At 70.5% G+C, this 16,197-nt stretch carries 14 protein-coding genes and 1 pseudogene; 9 read left to right on the top strand and 6 right to left on the bottom strand.

The features are described 5' to 3' along the window. Window positions 1-3 precede the first annotated feature (3 nt). The 3 genes from ABZ385_RS04890 to ABZ385_RS04880 all read left to right on the top strand — a co-directional run bounded on the left by ABZ385_RS04890 (window position 4) and on the right by ABZ385_RS04880 (window position 2,863). A complete protein-coding gene (locus ABZ385_RS04890; RefSeq protein WP_358909700.1) occupies window positions 4-1,218 on the top strand; it encodes a cystathionine gamma-lyase in 1,215 nt (404 codons plus the stop codon). A 197-nt stretch (window positions 1,219-1,415) separates the two neighbouring features. Continuing rightward, on the top strand, window positions 1,416-2,321 hold the full coding sequence (locus ABZ385_RS04885; RefSeq protein WP_358909699.1) for a LysR family transcriptional regulator: 906 nt from the start codon (window positions 1,416-1,418) through the stop codon (window positions 2,319-2,321). 59 nt (window positions 2,322-2,380) lie between these two features. After that, complete coding sequence (locus tag ABZ385_RS04880) at window positions 2,381-2,863, top strand: NUDIX hydrolase (RefSeq protein ID WP_358578182.1); 483 nt, start codon at window positions 2,381-2,383, stop codon at window positions 2,861-2,863. Here the strand turns inward: ABZ385_RS04880 and ABZ385_RS04875 are convergent. Continuing rightward, window positions 2,860-4,695: a globin domain-containing protein gene (locus ABZ385_RS04875; protein ID WP_358909698.1), complete on the bottom strand. Its 1,836-nt coding sequence runs from the start codon at window positions 4,693-4,695 to the stop codon at window positions 2,860-2,862. The genes ABZ385_RS04880 and ABZ385_RS04875 overlap by 4 nt on opposite strands. Window positions 4,696-5,380: 685 nt before the next feature. On the opposite strand from ABZ385_RS04875, the gene ABZ385_RS04870 reads away from it, so the two are divergent. Then, window positions 5,381-6,250 (top strand): GNAT family N-acetyltransferase, encoded by an 870-nt coding sequence (locus ABZ385_RS04870; protein WP_358909696.1) that lies wholly within the window; start codon window positions 5,381-5,383, stop codon window positions 6,248-6,250. A gap of 96 nt (window positions 6,251-6,346) precedes the next feature. Here ABZ385_RS04870 and ABZ385_RS04865 read toward each other — a convergent pair whose 3' ends face one another. Continuing rightward, on the bottom strand, window positions 6,347-6,775 hold the full coding sequence (locus tag ABZ385_RS04865) for a heme-binding protein (RefSeq protein ID WP_358578173.1): 429 nt from the start codon (window positions 6,773-6,775) through the stop codon (window positions 6,347-6,349). 58 nt (window positions 6,776-6,833) lie between these two features. Beyond that, complete coding sequence (locus tag ABZ385_RS04860) at window positions 6,834-8,045, bottom strand: MFS transporter (RefSeq protein WP_358909694.1); 1,212 nt, start codon at window positions 8,043-8,045, stop codon at window positions 6,834-6,836. 140 nt (window positions 8,046-8,185) lie between these two features. Between ABZ385_RS04860 and ABZ385_RS04855 the strand changes: the two genes are divergently transcribed. Further along, window positions 8,186-8,644: a MarR family transcriptional regulator gene (locus ABZ385_RS04855; RefSeq protein WP_358696500.1), complete on the top strand. Its 459-nt coding sequence runs from the start codon at window positions 8,186-8,188 to the stop codon at window positions 8,642-8,644. A gap of 69 nt (window positions 8,645-8,713) precedes the next feature. Further along, window positions 8,714-9,166, top strand: coding sequence for a GNAT family N-acetyltransferase (locus ABZ385_RS04850; RefSeq protein WP_358909692.1), 453 nt, complete (start codon window positions 8,714-8,716; stop codon window positions 9,164-9,166). A gap of 40 nt (window positions 9,167-9,206) precedes the next feature. On the opposite strand, the gene ABZ385_RS04845 is transcribed toward ABZ385_RS04850, so the two are convergent. Beyond that, window positions 9,207-10,583, bottom strand: coding sequence for a serine hydrolase domain-containing protein (locus tag ABZ385_RS04845; protein ID WP_358909690.1), 1,377 nt, complete (start codon window positions 10,581-10,583; stop codon window positions 9,207-9,209). A 256-nt stretch (window positions 10,584-10,839) separates the two neighbouring features. Here ABZ385_RS04845 and ABZ385_RS04840 point away from each other — a divergent pair. Beyond that, a pseudogene (locus tag ABZ385_RS04840) lies at window positions 10,840-11,209 on the top strand (SDR family NAD(P)-dependent oxidoreductase); the annotation flags it as partial. A 141-nt stretch (window positions 11,210-11,350) separates the two neighbouring features. Here ABZ385_RS04840 and ABZ385_RS04835 read toward each other — a convergent pair. Further along, a complete protein-coding gene (locus tag ABZ385_RS04835) occupies window positions 11,351-11,836 on the bottom strand; it encodes a MarR family winged helix-turn-helix transcriptional regulator (protein ID WP_358578160.1) in 486 nt (161 codons plus the stop codon). A gap of 165 nt (window positions 11,837-12,001) precedes the next feature. Between ABZ385_RS04835 and ABZ385_RS04830 the strand changes: the two genes are divergently transcribed. Next, the gene (locus ABZ385_RS04830) at window positions 12,002-12,736 is read left to right on the top strand and encodes a dienelactone hydrolase family protein (RefSeq protein WP_358909689.1); all 735 of its coding nucleotides are present in this window, start codon (window positions 12,002-12,004) and stop codon (window positions 12,734-12,736) included. Window positions 12,737-12,808: 72 nt separating this feature from the next. Here ABZ385_RS04830 and dnaB read toward each other — a convergent pair whose 3' ends face one another. Further along, entirely contained in the window at window positions 12,809-14,284 is a 1,476-nt protein-coding gene (gene dnaB, locus ABZ385_RS04825; RefSeq protein ID WP_358578155.1) for a replicative DNA helicase, read from the bottom strand. A 460-nt stretch (window positions 14,285-14,744) separates the two neighbouring features. On the opposite strand from dnaB, the gene ABZ385_RS04820 reads away from it, so the two are divergent. Further along, the gene (locus tag ABZ385_RS04820) at window positions 14,745-16,082 is read left to right on the top strand and encodes an MATE family efflux transporter (protein ID WP_358909687.1); all 1,338 of its coding nucleotides are present in this window, start codon (window positions 14,745-14,747) and stop codon (window positions 16,080-16,082) included. The last annotated feature ends 115 nt before the right edge of the window (window positions 16,083-16,197 follow it).

Below are 16,197 nucleotides of genomic sequence, written 5' to 3'. Positions count from 1 at the left end.
GGCATGACGGACTCCGCACCCGTGGGCGGCAGCGGCGGTGGCCCCTCGGGCGGCACCGCCGGCGCCCCCCACGGCACACCCGACCACCCCGAGCGCATAGGTGACGGCACGCGGGCCGTCCGGGCCGGGCTGCCCGAGCCGGTGAAGCACGAACCCACGCTTCCGGGTCCCGTCTTCGCCGCGCACTTCCACCTGCCCGGCGACCCCACGGGCGGCTACGCCTACGCCCGCGACGAGAACCCCACCTGGACGCACCTGGAGCGCGCCATCGGCGAGCTGGAGGCACCGGGAGCCGGTGAGGACGTCGAGACGCTCGTCTTCGCCTCCGGGATGGCCGCGATCTCGGCGGTGCTGTTCTCGCAGCTGCGCGCCGGGGACGCGGTGGTCCTGCCGGACGACGGCTACCAGGTGCTGCCGCTGGTCCGCGAGCAGCTCACGGCGTACGGCATCGAGGTGCGGACCGCCCCGACCGGGGGCGACGCGCAGCTCGACGTTCTGGACGGCGCCAAGCTGCTGTGGATCGAGACGCCGTCCAACCCGGGGCTCGACGTCTGCGACGTGCGCCGCCTCGCGGCAGCGGCACGCGCGCGTGGCGCCCTTGTCGCGGTCGACAACACCCTGGCCACGCCGCTCGGCCAGCGGCCTCTTGAGCTGGGCGCCGACTTCGCCGTGGCGAGCGGCACCAAGATGCTCACCGGTCACGGCGACATCCTTCTGGGGTACGTCGCCTGCCGTGACGCGGAACTGACCGCTTCCGTACGGCGCTGGCGCAAGATCGTCGGTGCGATCCCGGGGCCGATGGAGGCCTGGCTCGCGCATCGCTCCCTCGCCACGCTCCACCTGCGTGCCGACCGGCAGAACGCGAACGCGCTGGCCCTCGCCGAGGCCCTGCGGAGCCGCCCCGAGGTCACGGGGCTGCGCTATCCCGGCCTGCCCGACGACCCCTCTTACCCGATCGCCTCGCGGCAGATGCGGCGCTTCGGGTGCGTGGTGTCCTTCACGCTGCCCACCCGCGAGCGTGCCGAGCGCTTCCTGGAGGCGCTGCGGCTCGTCGACGACGCGACGAGTTTCGGCGGTGTGCGGTCAACGGCCGAGCGGCGCCGGCGCTGGGGCGGCGACAACGTCCCGGAGGGCTTCATCCGCTTCTCCGCAGGTGCCGAGGACACCGCTGACCTGGTGGCCGACGTACTCCACGCGCTGGACGAATCCGCCGGGTGAACGCTGCGGCGGCCGCGGGCAGCGAACGGTCCGAGCCTCCCCCCTCGTGGCTCGGACCGTTCCGGTTCCGCTTGCGAAGAACCGCGCGAACCAGGCTAGTTGACTCTGTGTCAGTGTCCAATCACTGTAGAGACAGAGACCTATCGACATATTTATAGTTGAGCGCCCCGAGGGTCACGAAGGAGAGGGGCGTCGCCATGGACCTGGCCCTGCTGCGCACCTTTGTGACGGTGCACCGGGCCGGCTCCTTCACCCGTGCCGCCGCGCTGCTCGGGCTCTCCCAGCCGGCCGTCACCTCCCAGATCCGCACCCTGGAGCGGCAACTGGGCCGCCCCCTTTTCCTGCGCCAGGCCCGCGGCGTCACCCCCACGACCATCGGCGACGAACTCGCCCACAAGGCCGCCCCGCATCTGGACGCCCTCGTGGAGATCGCGGAGACCGGACTCGACGAGGACTCGTCGGTGCGCACGCTCCATCTCGCGGGTCCCCCTGAGTTCACCGCGGAACGGGCCCTGCCCGCGCTCACCACCCTCACCGGCCAGGACGGTCACCGTTCCGCGCTGCGCGCCTCGTTCGGCACCGCCGACGAAGTCCTTGAGGGACTCGCGGCCGGACACCACGATCTGGCCCTCACCACGGCCCGGCCCCGGGGCGGGCTGCTCGCCGCGACTCCGCTCTGCGACGAGGAGCACGTGCTGGTCGCCGGGAAGAACTGGGCCGCCCGCATCGGCCCCGGCAAGCTACGCCGAAAGGGCGCGCTGCCACTGGAGAACCTGCCGGTGGTCGAGGTGCACGAGACACTGCCGTTCGTCTCTCGCTACTGGGCCGCCGTCTTCGACACCCGTCCCGCCGCATCCGGCGCCGTCATCGTGCCGGACCTGCGCGCGGTCCTCGCGTGCGCGGCCTCGGGCGCCGGTCTCGCCGTGCTGCCCCGCTATCTGTGCGCCGACGCGTTGGCGCACGGCGATGTCGTGGCCCTCCTGGAGCCCGCCGTGCCGCCGCTGCGCACCTACTTCCTCGTGGTGCGCACGGGCACGCTCGCCATGCCGCACATGGCGCGGGCGCACGAATGGCTGCTGCGGGCCGCCGTTCACTGGGCTTGATGGCCGCGTCCAGCGGTTCGCGATGTTTCACGTGGAACAGTCCGGGCCACATTCCTCCCATGACCGTCCGACCCGTGGTCAAGCGCACCGCACGCGCCGTCCTACTGGACGGCGACGACCTGATCCTGATCAAGCGGACCAAGCCTGGTGTCGATCCGTACTGGGTCACCCCCGGCGGCGGCGTGGAGCCGGAGGACGCCACCGTCATCGACGCGCTCCACCGTGAGGTGCACGAGGAACTCGGTGCGAAGGTCATCGACGTCGTCCCGTGCTTCGTCGACACCGTGGAGCACATCGGCGAGGACGGTGGCGCGACCGGTGTGAAGGTGCAGCACTTCTTCGTCTGCCGCCTGGAGTCCATGGACACCGGCCTGCGGCACGGCCCCGAGGTCGAGGAGCCGTGCGGGGAGTACGAGATCGTGCGGGTGCCCTTCACCCGCGTCGGCATCGCCTCGGTCCATCTCGTACCGCTGTCGCTGCGGCACTACCTGGACGGCAATATCGAGGGCGTACGCGCGATGCACGCCCCCGACCTGGGTTAGTCCCGGGCCGCCGCCACCAATTCCTCGACCGAGTCGTGGCGGATCCGCCCCTCGGGGATGCCCGCGTCCCGCAGGGCGTCCCGGCCACTGCGGATCATGCCGGGCGGTCCCGAGAGGTAGGCGTCGTACTCGTCCCAGGGGCCGTACTCGCGCACGGCGTCCGGCAGATGGGACCGCTGGTCCACGATGGGGCGCACGGCGAGCCAGGGGTGGGCCTGCTGCAACCGCAGCATGGTGTCGATGTCGTACAGATCGTGATCGGTGCGGGCGCCGTAGAAGACGTCCACCGGTCGGCGTCTGCCGTGCTCGGCGACATCCTCGACCAGGGCCTTGATGGGCGCGATGCCCGTGCCGCCGCCCAGGCACAGAAGGCCGCTGTCGGTGGTGTGGTCGACGGTCATCGACCCGGCGGGCGGACCCAGCCGCAGTACGTCGCCGGGGCGGGCGTGGTGCACCAGGGCGTTGGAGACCCAGCCGGCCGGGACCGCCTTGACGTGGAAGGACAGCAGCCCGTCGGAACGAGGCGCCGACGCGAAGGAGTAGTGCCGCCATATCCGCGGCCACCACGGGGTCTCCAGGCTGGTGTACTGCCCCGCGAGGAAGGGGTAGGGCTGGTCCGGGCGGACCGTGACCACGGCTATGTCGGGGGTCCTGAGGTCATGGGCGACGACCTCGGCGAACCACCAGGCGGGGGCGCGCAGTTCGTCTTCCGCGGCTGCGTCGATCATCACCTGGGAGATCGTTGTGTACGTCCGGACCCAGGCGGCCTCGGTCTCCTCGTCCCAGACCGCGCTCGCGTACCGGCTCAGGGAACCGATCAGGCATTCGCCGACGGCCGGGTAGTGCTCGGGCCGGGTGCCGTACTTGCGGTGACCGCGGCCGAGGTTCTTCAGATACGAGACGAGCACATCGGTGCGGTCGATGTTCTCGGCCGCCGTCAGCAGCGCCTTGAGAAGACGGTCCCGCTGCGTGTCCATCGCCGCGGGGAACAGGGGGCGCAGATCCGGGTGGCGGGTGAAGAGCAGTGCGTAGAAGTACGAGGTGACCTGATCGGCGACGGGGCCGATCTCGGCCATCGTGCGCTGGACCAGGGCCGCGTCGGGGGAGACCGGTACGGACGGCTTGGCCAGCTTGGACGACTGGGCGAGCGCCTCGGCCTCGGGCTCCGCAGGGGCCGGCGGGGCGCTCTGCGGGTCAGCGGCTTCCGCAGCGTGCTGCGTGCCAGGGGCTTGGGGAGCGTGCCGCGGGCCAGGGGCTTCGGGAGCGTGCCGCGGGTCGTCCGCCGCTGCCGGGGCGTGCTGCGGGTCAGCGGCTTCCGCAGCGTGCTGCGTGCCGGTCGTCGCCGTGTGCTGCGGAACGCCCGCTGCCGGGGCGAATCGGGGTTGAGCGGCTTGCGGGGCAGGGTGCGGCTGGGCCGCTTGTGGAGCGGGATGCGGCTGGGCCGCGGGCGGGGCGGGCTGCCGTCGGGTGGCCTGGGCGGGCATCTGCGGCGCGGTCTCCACGGCCGGGGCCTGCTCCTGATCCGCAGGAGCGGTCGCCAGTGCCTGGGCCGTCCGGGAGCCCGACGCGGCGGATATTCGCTCGTCCACCGGAGCCGCGGTGTGAGATCCGGTGGGGGCCCCGGAGTAGGACGCGCCGAGGCTCGCCTCCTCGGCCCTGCCCAAGGGACGTATCGACGCCGGTCGGCGCACCTCCGCGGCTTCAGGCCCCTCGGCGCCGGGCCGCTGCTGGGGCCCGTCCTCCGTCCGCTTCGGCGGCCTGCGCGGCGTGAACCAGCCGCTCCCGCCGCCGGAAGTGCCGTCGTCCGCCGACGGGGTGGTCGGAGCGTCCATACTGTGCCTCGCCTCGAACATCTCTCGGTCGGTCTGTGCACTTCCTGTCGGAAGCCGTGCGCTTTCCTCGCTCTGCCTCGATGGCTGATCCGGCCACATTGAACCCCGGACACCCGGACCCTACGGACAAGTAGGGAAAGAATGTGACATTGGCCGCAGCCTGCTCACCGCAGCATCCCATCCACCGCCGCCGCGTCGCTGCATAACAGGAAGAACCGGGTCGGGATCTTCCTGCCGCATTAGGCTTCATCGACCTGCGCGCGCGGCCCGCAGGTGTGAGGTAGCCCACCCGGCGCGAACCGGAGTCGACCATACCGGCAGCCGCGCGACATACAAGTCCCCCTGCCCTGCCTCGGCAATTCAACGCCGACGCCTTGCCGTGGCCGCAATCACCCGATGCGCCGGATCAATTCGTCCACCTTGCGCAGGTCCCGCCCGAGATGGGAGCAGGAGCCGAGGCCCGGGGTCGAAGAGGTGGAGGAGCGCCATGTACGCCGAGGCTAGTACCCGCGGTTACCCCCGCTGCCAGACACCCCGGACCAGCGCGGTTGGCACCGTGTTTCACGTGAAACCAAGCCGCCCCGTCCGTCGGGCCACGCGGTCAGGGACAGCATGATCAGAAGCGACGTGCTTCTGCCCACAAACGGGTGGACGCCGAGGACGAACGTCAGACAGCCTGACCCGAGTGTCGACACCTTCCCTCTCCGCGCTGCCCATCCGCCGGCTCACCCCACGCGACCTCAACTCCTGCGCCGATCTGTCCGAGGACCGGGGCTGGCCCCGCGAGGAACACAAGTGGGGTCTCCTGCTGAGGGCCGGGACGGGTTACGGCATCGACGACCCCGACGGCGAAGGCCTCATCGGCGTCTTCGTGGTGACCCGGTACGGCCCGCAGGAGCGCCCCGACCTCGCAGCGATCGGCATGGTCCTCGTCGCCGAGCGGTACGCCCGCCGGGGCATCGGTCGCCGTTTGATGCAGTACGCCGTCGAACAGGAGGCCCCGGTCCCGTTGACCCTCCACGCGACACCTCATGGCCGGCCCCTCTACGAGCAGCTCGGCTTCAAGGTGATCGGCCGTGCGGAGATGGTCTGCGGCCGCCTCGTGCCCCCGGGTCCGCTTCCCGGCATCGCCACCCGGCCGGCCACCGCGGAGGACCTGACCGCCATCCTCCGGCTCGACACCGACGTCTTCGGCCACGACCGAACCCATGTGATCACCCGTCTTCCCGCCTTCACCGACCAGCTTCGTGTCGCAGAGGCCGACGGCGAGATCATCGGTTACGCAGGCGCCTGGCCGAACATGGAGACGCATGTCGTCGGCCCTCTCATCGCCCGCGACACACAGACCGCGAAAGCACTCATCGCCTCGCTCGGCGCGCACACCGACCGGCCGCTACGCACCGACATCGACGTCCGGCATGTGGAGCTGCTGGCCTGGGTGAAGGAGAGCGGTCTCGAACCGGTCGCCTTCAACGCCGTGATGGCCTACGGCATGCCGGAGCTGCCCGGCGACTGGACCCGACGCTTCGCTCCTTTGACGGTGGCGGCCGGCTGACACGGAACGACCCACGGCACGCGGAACACGCGTAGGCCCGTCCCTCCGCGCCAACAGTCTTTCGGCGCCCGGGACGGGCCTACGCACGTATATGCGTTACGCGAGGGCCTCCACCGCCGTCGTCGCGAAGCCGTGGTCCTGCTCGGGCGCACCGCCGCCCACGCCGATCGCGCCGATCAGACGGCCGTCGCGGTGCACCGGCACGCCGCCCGCGATGAAGAGGAGGGGGCGGTCGAGCGCGGTGGGCAGGGTGTGGAAGGGGCCGCCGGGCTGGACCGCGTCGACGAGGTCGGCGGTCGGGGCGTTCAGCTGGAGGGCGGTGTAGGCCTTGCGGGTGCTGGTCTCGCCGGAGATCAGCACGGCCCGGTCGTCGCGCCGGAAGGCCAGGAGGTGGCCGCCCGCGTCGAGGACGGTGACGCTGACGGTGACATCGGCCGCCTCGGCGGCGCGGCGTGCGGCGGTGACGAGCGCTTCGGCGTCCTCGATGGTCAGCGGGCTGACGGCGTGGGTGGCGGTGGTGCTCATGAGGGGAGGTCTCCTTGCGGGGTGGTGCGGGGGAGGTGAGGCGTGCGAGGGATGAAGGTCAGTGGTGGACGGGTGTGGCCTCGACAGGGGCCTTGCCGGCCGCGACGAGGCTCGGGTGCGTCACGGCGGTACGGCGCTCCAGTGCCGCCGAGACGACGGCCAGGACGAGAGCGGATCCGGCGAGGGCGGCTCCGACCCAGTTCGGGGCGGTGTATCCGAGGCCCGCGGCGATGACGATGCCGCCGAGCCAGGCCGAGAGCGCGTTGCCGAGGTTGAACGCGCCGATGTTGACGGCCGAGGCCAGGGTGGGGGCGCCGGAGGCCTGGTCGAGGACGCGCTTCTGCAGCGGCGGAACGGTCGCGAATCCGAGGGCGCCGATCAGCGCGACGGTCACGGCGGCCGCGACCTTGTTGTGGGCGGTGAGGGTGAAGAGCGCCAGCACGACGGCCAGGGAGCCCAGTGAGATGTAGAGGAGCGGCATCAGGGCCCGGTCGGCGAACTTCCCGCCGATGAGGTTGCCGGCCACCATGCCGAGGCCGAAGAGGACGAGCAGCCACGTCACGGAGGAGTCCGCGTAACCGGCCACGTCGGTCATCATCGGCGCCAGGTAGGTGACGGCGGCGAACACTCCGCCGAAGCCGAGGACGGTCATGGCCATGGCCAGCAGCACCTGGACGTTGCGGAAGGCCGCCAGTTCGTGGCGGAGGCGCACGCCTTCGGGCTTGGGCAGGTCGGGGACCAGCTTGGCGACGCCCGCGAGGCCGACGACACCGAGCGCCGCGACGATCGTGAAGGTCATCCGCCAGCCGAGCGTCTGCCCGACGAAGGTGCCGAGCGGCACGCCCACCACGTTGGCCACGGTCAGGCCGGTGAACATCAGAGCGATCGCACCAGCCTTCTTCTCGGGGGCGACCAGTTCGGCCGCGACGACCGAGCCGATGCCGAAGAAGGCGCCATGGGCGAGGGAGGCGACGACACGGCCGGCGAGCATCACCCCGAAGACGGGGGCGACGGCGGAGAGCAGATTGCCCGCGATGAACAGGCCCATCAGCAGCATCAGCATCCGCTTGCGCGAGATCTTGGTGCCGAGAACGGTCATCAGTGGTGCTCCGAGGACGACGCCCAGGGCATAGCCGGTGACGAGGAAGCCGGCCGTGGGGATGGAGACGCCGAAGTCACCGGCGACCTCGGGGAGCAGCCCCATGATCACGAACTCGGTGGTGCCGATCCCGAAGGCCCCGATCGCGAGGGCCAGGAGCGCGAGAGGCATGGATCTACCTTCCAACGATTGCAGGTGCGCTTAACGTGCGTCCACAATAGTTGCAGGCGCGGGTTAATCGCAAACGCCGGATATTGCACTTGTGGACTACCCTGAGCCGTAGCCACTCGGGGACGGAGGAGACTAGAGCCATGACAGCGACGGACCCCGCACTCACCGCCCTCGCGCAGGGCTGGTGCGCGCTCTCCCTGCTCCACGGACAGATCGAGACCCACATCGAGCGCGCCCTCCAGGCCGAGCACGGGCTGAGCGCGCGGGAGTACTCCCTGCTCGACGTCCTCAGCCGCCAGCACGACGGCGAGGGCGGCCACCTGCAGATGAAGCAGGTCGCGGACGCCGTGGTGCTCAGCCAGAGCGCCACCACCCGCCTGGTCACCCGGCTCGAGGATCGCGGGCTGCTCGCCCGCTATCTGTGCCCCACCGACCGCCGGGGCATCTACACCGACGTGAGCGAAGCCGGCCTCGCGCTGCTCGACGAGGCCCGCCCGACCAACGACGCCGCCCTGCGCGAGGCGCTCGACGAGGCCGCGCGGAACCCGCAACTCGCCCCCCTGGTCAGGGCCGTCGAAACGCTCCGCGTGCCCGCCTAGGCGCGGTGACGGACGCGACCCGCGACGAAAGCCCCTCCCCGGTGACGGCAGCCCGCATAGGCTGCCGCCATGGGAGACCTTGAGATACGCCCGGCCGTCGCCGATGACCTGCCCGCCATCGTGGAAATGCTCGCGGACGACCCGCTGGGAGCCACGCGTGAGTCACCGGACGACCTGACTCCGTACACCACCGCGTTCCAGCGCCTGGCCGACGACCCGAATCAGCACCTGGTCGTCGCCGAACGCGAGGGACGCGTGGTCGGCACCCTCCAGCTCACGATCGTCCCGGGTCTCTCCCGGAAGGGGGCGACCCGGTCGATCATCGAGGGAGTGCGCGTCCACGCCGACGAACGCGGCAGCGGGCTCGGCACCCGGTTCATCGAGTGGGCCGTCGACGAATCCCGGCGACAGGGTTGCCAGTTGGTGCAGCTGACCTCCGACGTCACGCGCATCGACGCCCACCGCTTCTACGAGCGACTCGGGTTCACGGCGTCACACGTCGGGTTCAAGCTCCAGCTCTGAAAGTCCGTTGAGACGTCGTTTCACGTGAAACATGCCGTCTCTAGAAACCGCGCCACCCCTGCGGGTCCACCCCGCCGGGCACCGGTGCTCCCTCGTCGTAGGGCTCCCGGGTGAAGACGAACGACCCGAGATCGAGATGGCTCACCGAGCCGTCTCCCCGTCGCACCGCCCGGAGCAGCTCCCCCGCGTAATAGCCGTCCAGCCCCAGCCACGTGCCGTCACCATGCGGCCGGAAACGCGCTCGGCGTCCCGCGCCCGTCAGCGGGCCGATCTCGACCCCGCCGTCGTTCACCAGCCGCAGTGCGAGCACCTGAGTGCCCCAGTACCAAGGGCCAGTCAGCTCCAGAACCTTCTCGTCGACTTCCGGGAGGGGGCGCCACGGCTCCGGGATGCGCGGCTCGGCCTCGGCGACGATCTTCACCAGGTCGGCGGCCACAGCCGCCACCAGGGGCCCCGAGGTGCAGTTGGCGAGAACCACCGCCGCCAGCCCCTCCCGCTCGCTGACCCACAGTCCGGCCAGGAAGCCCGGGAGCGACCCCGTGTGCCCGGCCAGGCTGAGCCCCTCCCAACGCAGCAGATCCATCCCCAGGCCATACGTCCGCTCCCAATTGTCCGCCTGGGAGGGCGCCGACGGGGTCCGCATCTCCCGCAGTGACTCCGCACCGAGCACCCGCTCGTCGCCCTTGACGAGAAAACAGGCGAAGCGCGCCAGGTCCGCCGTCGTGGACCACAGCTGGCCCGCCGGCGCCATCAGTCTCAGGTCCTCGTCGGGCTCCGGCATCATCACGTCCGCCCATGGATGCACGGCCCAGCCGCCCGCATGGGGTGCCTCGGGCCGCGCGCTCGTACGGTCGAGGCCCAGAGGCTCCAGGATCTCGCGGCGCAGCACCTCCTCCCAGGAGGCCCCCCGCAGCGCCTCCACTAGCGAACCGAGCAGGGTGTAGCCGGGGTTGGAGTAGTGAAAACGACGTCCGACGGGGTGCTTGAAGGGCTGCTCGCCCAGCACATCGGTGAGGTTGGGGCGCGTCGATCCAGGCGTGCGCTCCCACCACTCACCCGGTGTCTCGGCCGCCAGACCACCGGTGTGCGCGAGGAGTTCGGCGATCGTGACCTCGCCCACGCCGGTCCCCGGCAGGTGCTTCTCCAATGTGTCGCCCAGGTCCAACACCCCCTCGTCCCGCAGCCGCATCACCAGTACGGCGGTGAAGGTCTTGGTGATCGACCCGATGCGGTACTGGACGTTCTCATCCGGCGCGTGCCCGTCGACCATGCTGCGTCCGCCGCTCCACACCAACTCGCCGTCCCGGGCGACCGAGGCCATCAGCGAGGGGGCCCGGCCCTCTGCCTGGGCGGTGGCGATGCGGTGCAGCAGGGCTCGGCGGGTGGCGGGGAGCAGTTCTTCATGAGGCGTTGTCATGGGACCAGTTCATCGGGGGGATGCCGATACGTCGAGCGGATTCATGGGGAGGTCAGCGCGTCGCCGTCGGTGTCGGCGTAGGTACCAGGGGCCGGGTCAGGTCACAGGCGGGGCCGGAAACAGGGTCCACCGGCCCACTCGCCGTTCCGTCGCCCAAGTGCCGCGCCTTCCCTCGCCCCTCGCACTTCGCCCAGGGGCGACCGCGCTGACGTCAGCGCTTGATCTGGACCGCACTCCAGGTCCTAGCCTCCCCCGCATGATCACGGGACAGCGAAAACCCGGCTCCCCGCTCGGCGCTCACAGCACCGCCGACGACGTGCTGGCGGGCCGCGACCTGGCGGGTGCCACCGCCCTGGTCACCGGCGGCTACTCCGGTCTGGGTCTGGCGACCACCAGGGCCCTCGTCCGGGCCGGTGCCCACGTCGTCGTCCCGGCCCGCCGGCCCGACACCGCGGAGGCCGATCTGCGGGGCGTTCCCCGTACCGAGGTACACGCCCTCGACCTGGCCGACCTGGGCAGCGTCCGCGTCTTCGCGGAGCGGTTCCTGGAGACCGGCCGCCCCCTCCACCTCCTCATCAACGGCGCGGGCGTCATGGCCTGCCCGGAGACGGCGCGTACTGCCAGGACTGTGACATCGCCGAACCGGCCACCACCGAGGACATGCTCATCGGGGGAGTTAAGCCCTGGGTCCGGGACACCGACGCGGCGGCCAAGCTGTGGGACCTCTCCTGTGAGCTGACCGGTCTCGCCCGAGCAGCTTGCCTCCGCTAGGCGGGCAGAGGCCCGGCATGGTCCAGGAGGCGGATGAGCAACCCCACGAACTGATCGCGTTCCTCCGGGCTCAGCGGCGCGAGCAGTACGTCGTGCAGGTCGTCCAGGACCTGGTCGAGGCGGAGCAGATGACGGCGCCCCGAGGCGGAGATCGTGATGACGTTGCGGCGCCGGTCGGCGGGATCCGGGGCGCGCTCGACCAGGCCCCGTTCGACCAGTTCGTTGAGCACGCCGACCATGTCGCTGCAGTAGATGCCGGTGCGGCCGCTCAACGCCGCCTGGCTGCCCGGGCCGCCCTCCTCCAGTGCGGCGAGTACGGCGTAATGCCACTTGCGGGCGTCCGCCCGGGCCAGCCCTTCGTTGATCAGCCGGTCCGACCGCGCGGTCAGCTGCGACAGGAGCCGGCTGGCCCGCCGCCGCAGCCTGTCGGGCGTCCTCGGTGTGCCGTCATGGGACTGGTCCGCAGCCTCGGCACTGGTCATGGCGCCCATCTCAATCTTTACGTTAGTTCGACTAACGATGTACGTTCGAGCGAGAACGTCAGTGGCACAGACGTCCGTCGCGGGCCCTCAGCGTAGAGCGAGCGACCGTTGATGGAAATCGAGCGCATCCCACGCAGATCGAGTGAAACCGACGGAAGGAAGCTCTTGCCCATCAAGAACCTGCGGATCCCCACCCCGGACGGCCAGGCCGACGCGTTCGCCGCCTTCCCCGACGACGGCACGCGGCATCCCGGAGTGCTCATGTACGCCGACGCCTTGGGCATCCGGCCCGTCCTGCGGGAGCTGGCCGGTGAACTGGCCGGGCACGGCTACTACGTACTCGTCCCCAACCTCTTCTACCGGCACGGCACAGCGCCCCTGACCGAACTTCCCGAGTACATCGGCGAAGAGGTCCGCCCCAAGGTCCTGGCCGAGGTGATGCCGTTGGTCAATGCGCACACCGCCGAACGCGCCCTGATGGACGCCGACGCCTACCTCAGCTTCCTCGCCGCCCAGCCAGAGGTCGCCCCCGGCCCCGTCGCGGTGACCGGCTACTGCTTCGGCGGCCTCTTGGCCACGCGCACCGCTGTGGCCCACCCCGACCAGGTGGCCGCCCTCGCCGCGTTCCACGCCCCCGTGAGCGCCGACGGCACCGATGTGTTCTCCAAGCTCACCGCCCAGGCCCACTTCGGCCACGCCGAGACCGACCTCACGCCCGAGGCCCTGGCCAAGCTCAACGAGGCCCTGGACACCGCGGGCGTCAACCACACCTCCGAGATCTACCCCGGCACCGCCCACGGTTTCACCATGTCCGACACATCGGCCTTCAGCCCGAGCGGCATGCAACGCCACTGGGACCGCCTGCTCCCCCTCCTCGCCCACACCCTGCCCACACACTGAGCCCAGGCCACCCCGGCGAGTCGGCATGCACGCTGCCCGGTGCGGGCCCCCCGGGGGGCGGGTCGGCTCTGATCAGGTCTGCGCCATGTCCACGAAGCGCGAGTAATGGCCCTGGAAGGCGACCGTGATGGTGGCCGTCGGGCCGTTACGGTGCTTGCCCACGATGATGTCCGCCTCGCCCGCGCGGGGCGACTCCTTCTCGTACGCGTCCTCGCGGTGCAGCAGGATCACCATGTCCGCGTCCTGCTCGATCGAGCCGGACTCACGCAGGTCGGAGACCATGGGCTTCTTGTCGGTGCGCTGCTCGGGACCACGGTTCAGCTGGGAGAGCGCGATCACCGGCAGCTCCAGCTCCTTGGCCAGGAGCTTCAGGTTTCGCGACATGTCCGAGACCTCCTGCTGCCGGCTCTCGGCCCGCTTGGAGCCGCCGGACTGCATCAGCTGCAGATAGTCGATGACGACGAGCTTCAGGTCGTTGCGCTGCTTGAGGCGCCGGCACTTGGCGCGGATCTCCATCATCGACAGGTTGGGGGAGTCGTCGATGTAGAGCGGGGCGGCCGAGACGTCCGGCATGCGGCGGGCGAGCCGGGTCCAGTCCTCGTCGGTCATCGTGCCCGACCGCATGTGGTGCAGGGCCACGCGCGCCTCGGCGGACAGCAGACGCATCGCGATCTCGTTGCGCCCCATTTCGAGCGAGAAGATCACGCTCGGCATGTTGTGCTTGATCGAACAGGCCCGCGCGAAGTCCAGCGCGAGCGTGGACTTACCCATCGCGGGCCGCGCCGCGATGATGATCATCTGTCCGGGGTGCAGCCCGTTGGTGAGCTGGTCGAGGTCGGTGAAGCCGGTCGGTACACCGGTCATCTCCCCCGACCGTGAACCGATCGCCTCGATCTCGTCGAGGGCGCCCTCCATGATGTCGCCGAGCGGGAGGTAGTCCTCGGTGGTGCGCTGCTCGGTGACGGCGTAGATCTCCGCCTGGGCGCTGTTGACGATCTCGTCGACGTCACCGTCGGCCGCGTAACCCATCTGGGTGATGCGAGTGCCGGCCTCGACGAGTCGCCGCAGTACCGCGCGCTCGTGGACGATCTCCGCGTAGTACTCGGCGTTCGCCGCGGTCGGGACCGTCTGGACCAGCGTGTGCAGATACGACGCGCCGCCGACCTTGGTGATCTCGCCGCGCTTGGTCAGATCGGCCGCGACGGTGATCGGGTCGGCCGGCTCGCCCTTCGCGTACAGGTCGAGGATCGAGGCGTAGATCGTCTCGTGTGCGGGCCGGTAGAAGTCGTGCCCCTTGAGCACCTCCACGACGTCGGCGATGGCGTCCTTGGAGAGCAGCATTCCGCCCAGTACCGACTGCTCCGCGTCGAGGTCCTGCGGGGGGACACGCTCGAAGGACGAACCTCCCCCGTCCCAGCCGCCCTCCCGGCCGCGCTCGTGCTGCTCGTCGCGGCCCCTGCCGCTGTCACGGCGCTGACGGGAGACGGGCAGACGGTCACTGGGACCGCTGTCGGCCCAGGGGTCGTCCAAAGGCTCGGAAATACTCACCGGGCCACCTCCTCCCGTCCGCCGCGCGGACCTCGCCGTGCCCCTCTTACTTACGGCACGACACTGACAAACAAGGGGGCCCAACTCCGGTTCTGACGCGTCGGTTTTACCGGGTTTCCGAGGTCGTACGACGAGGCGGGCGCCGGACCACGGTAGGCCCGCGGGCACCGTCAGCCAATCTGGTTATCCACAGGTGGTGTGGATGACGGGCCCGATGCTGTGGAGAACTCCGCGAAACCTGTGCACGGCCCGGTGGACAGCCCTGTGAACAAGCCCTCAGACCCTGCGTGCCAGCGTCTCTGACCTGCGGTTTTCCCATCCACCGGCTGTGCAGAAGAAAAACTTTTCCCAGCGGGCCAAGATCACGACAAACGGCGCGTCACCGAGCCTCCACCGCGCGTCTAAGTAAGGGTCTCTAAGGGATTGCATCTCTTACCTGTGGAAGATTAGATTGGTGTCCATGACACAGGCCCCCCTCGCGCCCAAGGCCGACCGGCGACGACACGACCGGGAGATCATCGCGCTCGCCGTCCCCGCCTTCGGCGCACTGGTCGCCGAGCCCCTCTTCGTGCTCGCCGACAGCGCCATCGTCGGCCACCTCGGCACCGCGCAACTGGCCGGCCTCGGCATCGCCTCGGGTCTCCTCACCACCGCGGTGAGCGTCTTCGTCTTCCTCGCCTACGCCACCACCGCCGCGGTCGCCCGCAGGGTGGGCGCCGGCGATCTCCCCGCCGCCATCCGCCAGGGCATGGACGGCATCTGGCTCGCGCTCCTGCTGGGCGCCGCCGTCATCGCCGTCGCCATGCCCACCGCACCGGTGGTCGTGGACGCCTTCGGCACCTCGGACGCCGCCGCCGGATACGCGATCACCTATCTGCGGATCTCATCCCTGGGCATCCCCGCCATGCTCGTCGTCCTCGCCGCCACCGGCGTGCTGCGAGGCCTCCAGGACACGAAGACGCCCCTCTACGTCGCGGTCGGCGGCTTCGTCGCCAACGCCGCCCTCAACGTGGGCCTGGTCTACGGCGCCGGCCTGGGCATCGCCGGTTCGGCCTGGGGGACCGTCATCGCGCAGTGCGGCATGGTCGCGGTGTACCTCTTCGTCGTCGTACGCGGAGCCCGGCGGCATGGCGCGTCGCTCCGTCCCGATGCCGCCGGGATCCGGGCCTGCGCCCAGGCAGGGGCGCCGCTCCTGGTCCGCACGCTCTCCCTGCGGGCCATCCTGATGCTCGCCACCGCCGTAGCGGCGCGTCTGGGTGACGCGGAGGTCGCCGCTCACCAGATCGCTCTCTCCCTGTGGAATTTTCTGGCCTTCGCGCTGGATGCCATCGCCATCGCGGGACAGGCGATCATCGCCCGCCATCTCGGCGCCGGTGACGCCGAGGGCGCCCGCGCGGTCTGCCGGCGCATGGTGCAGTGGGGTATCGCCGCGGGAGTGGGCCTGGGACTGCTGGTCGTGCTCGCGCGGCCCGTGTTCATCCCGCTCTTCACGGGCGACGCCGCGGTCCGGGACGCCGCACTGCCCGCACTCATGGTCGTGGCACTCGCCCAGCCGATCTGCGGCATCGTCTTCGTCCTCGACGGAGTGCTGATGGGGGCCGGCGACGGGCCCTACCTCGCCTGGGCGATGCTGCTCACGCTGGCCGCCTTCACCCCGGTCGCCCTGCTGGTACCGGTCCTCGGCGGCGGGCTGACCGCGGTGTGGGGAGCCATGACGCTGATGATGCTGGTGCGGATGCTGACCCTGTGGCTGCGCTCCCGCTCCGGCCGCTGGATCGTCACGGGCGCCACCCGCTGAACGCCCCGTTGTTCCACGTGAAACAGCGGAGGGCGTCACGTGAGACAGCGGATGGCGTTTCACGTGAAACAGCCAACGGTGATCCACTTGGGACGACGGAAGGCGTTTCACGTGG

This window comes from Streptomyces sp. NPDC005898 (assembly GCF_040629635.1).
In the GTDB taxonomy this organism is placed as follows: domain Bacteria; phylum Actinomycetota; class Actinomycetes; order Streptomycetales; family Streptomycetaceae; genus Streptomyces.
Note: the sequence above shows the minus strand (reverse complement) of the source record. Positions and strands in the feature narration are given on the sequence as shown.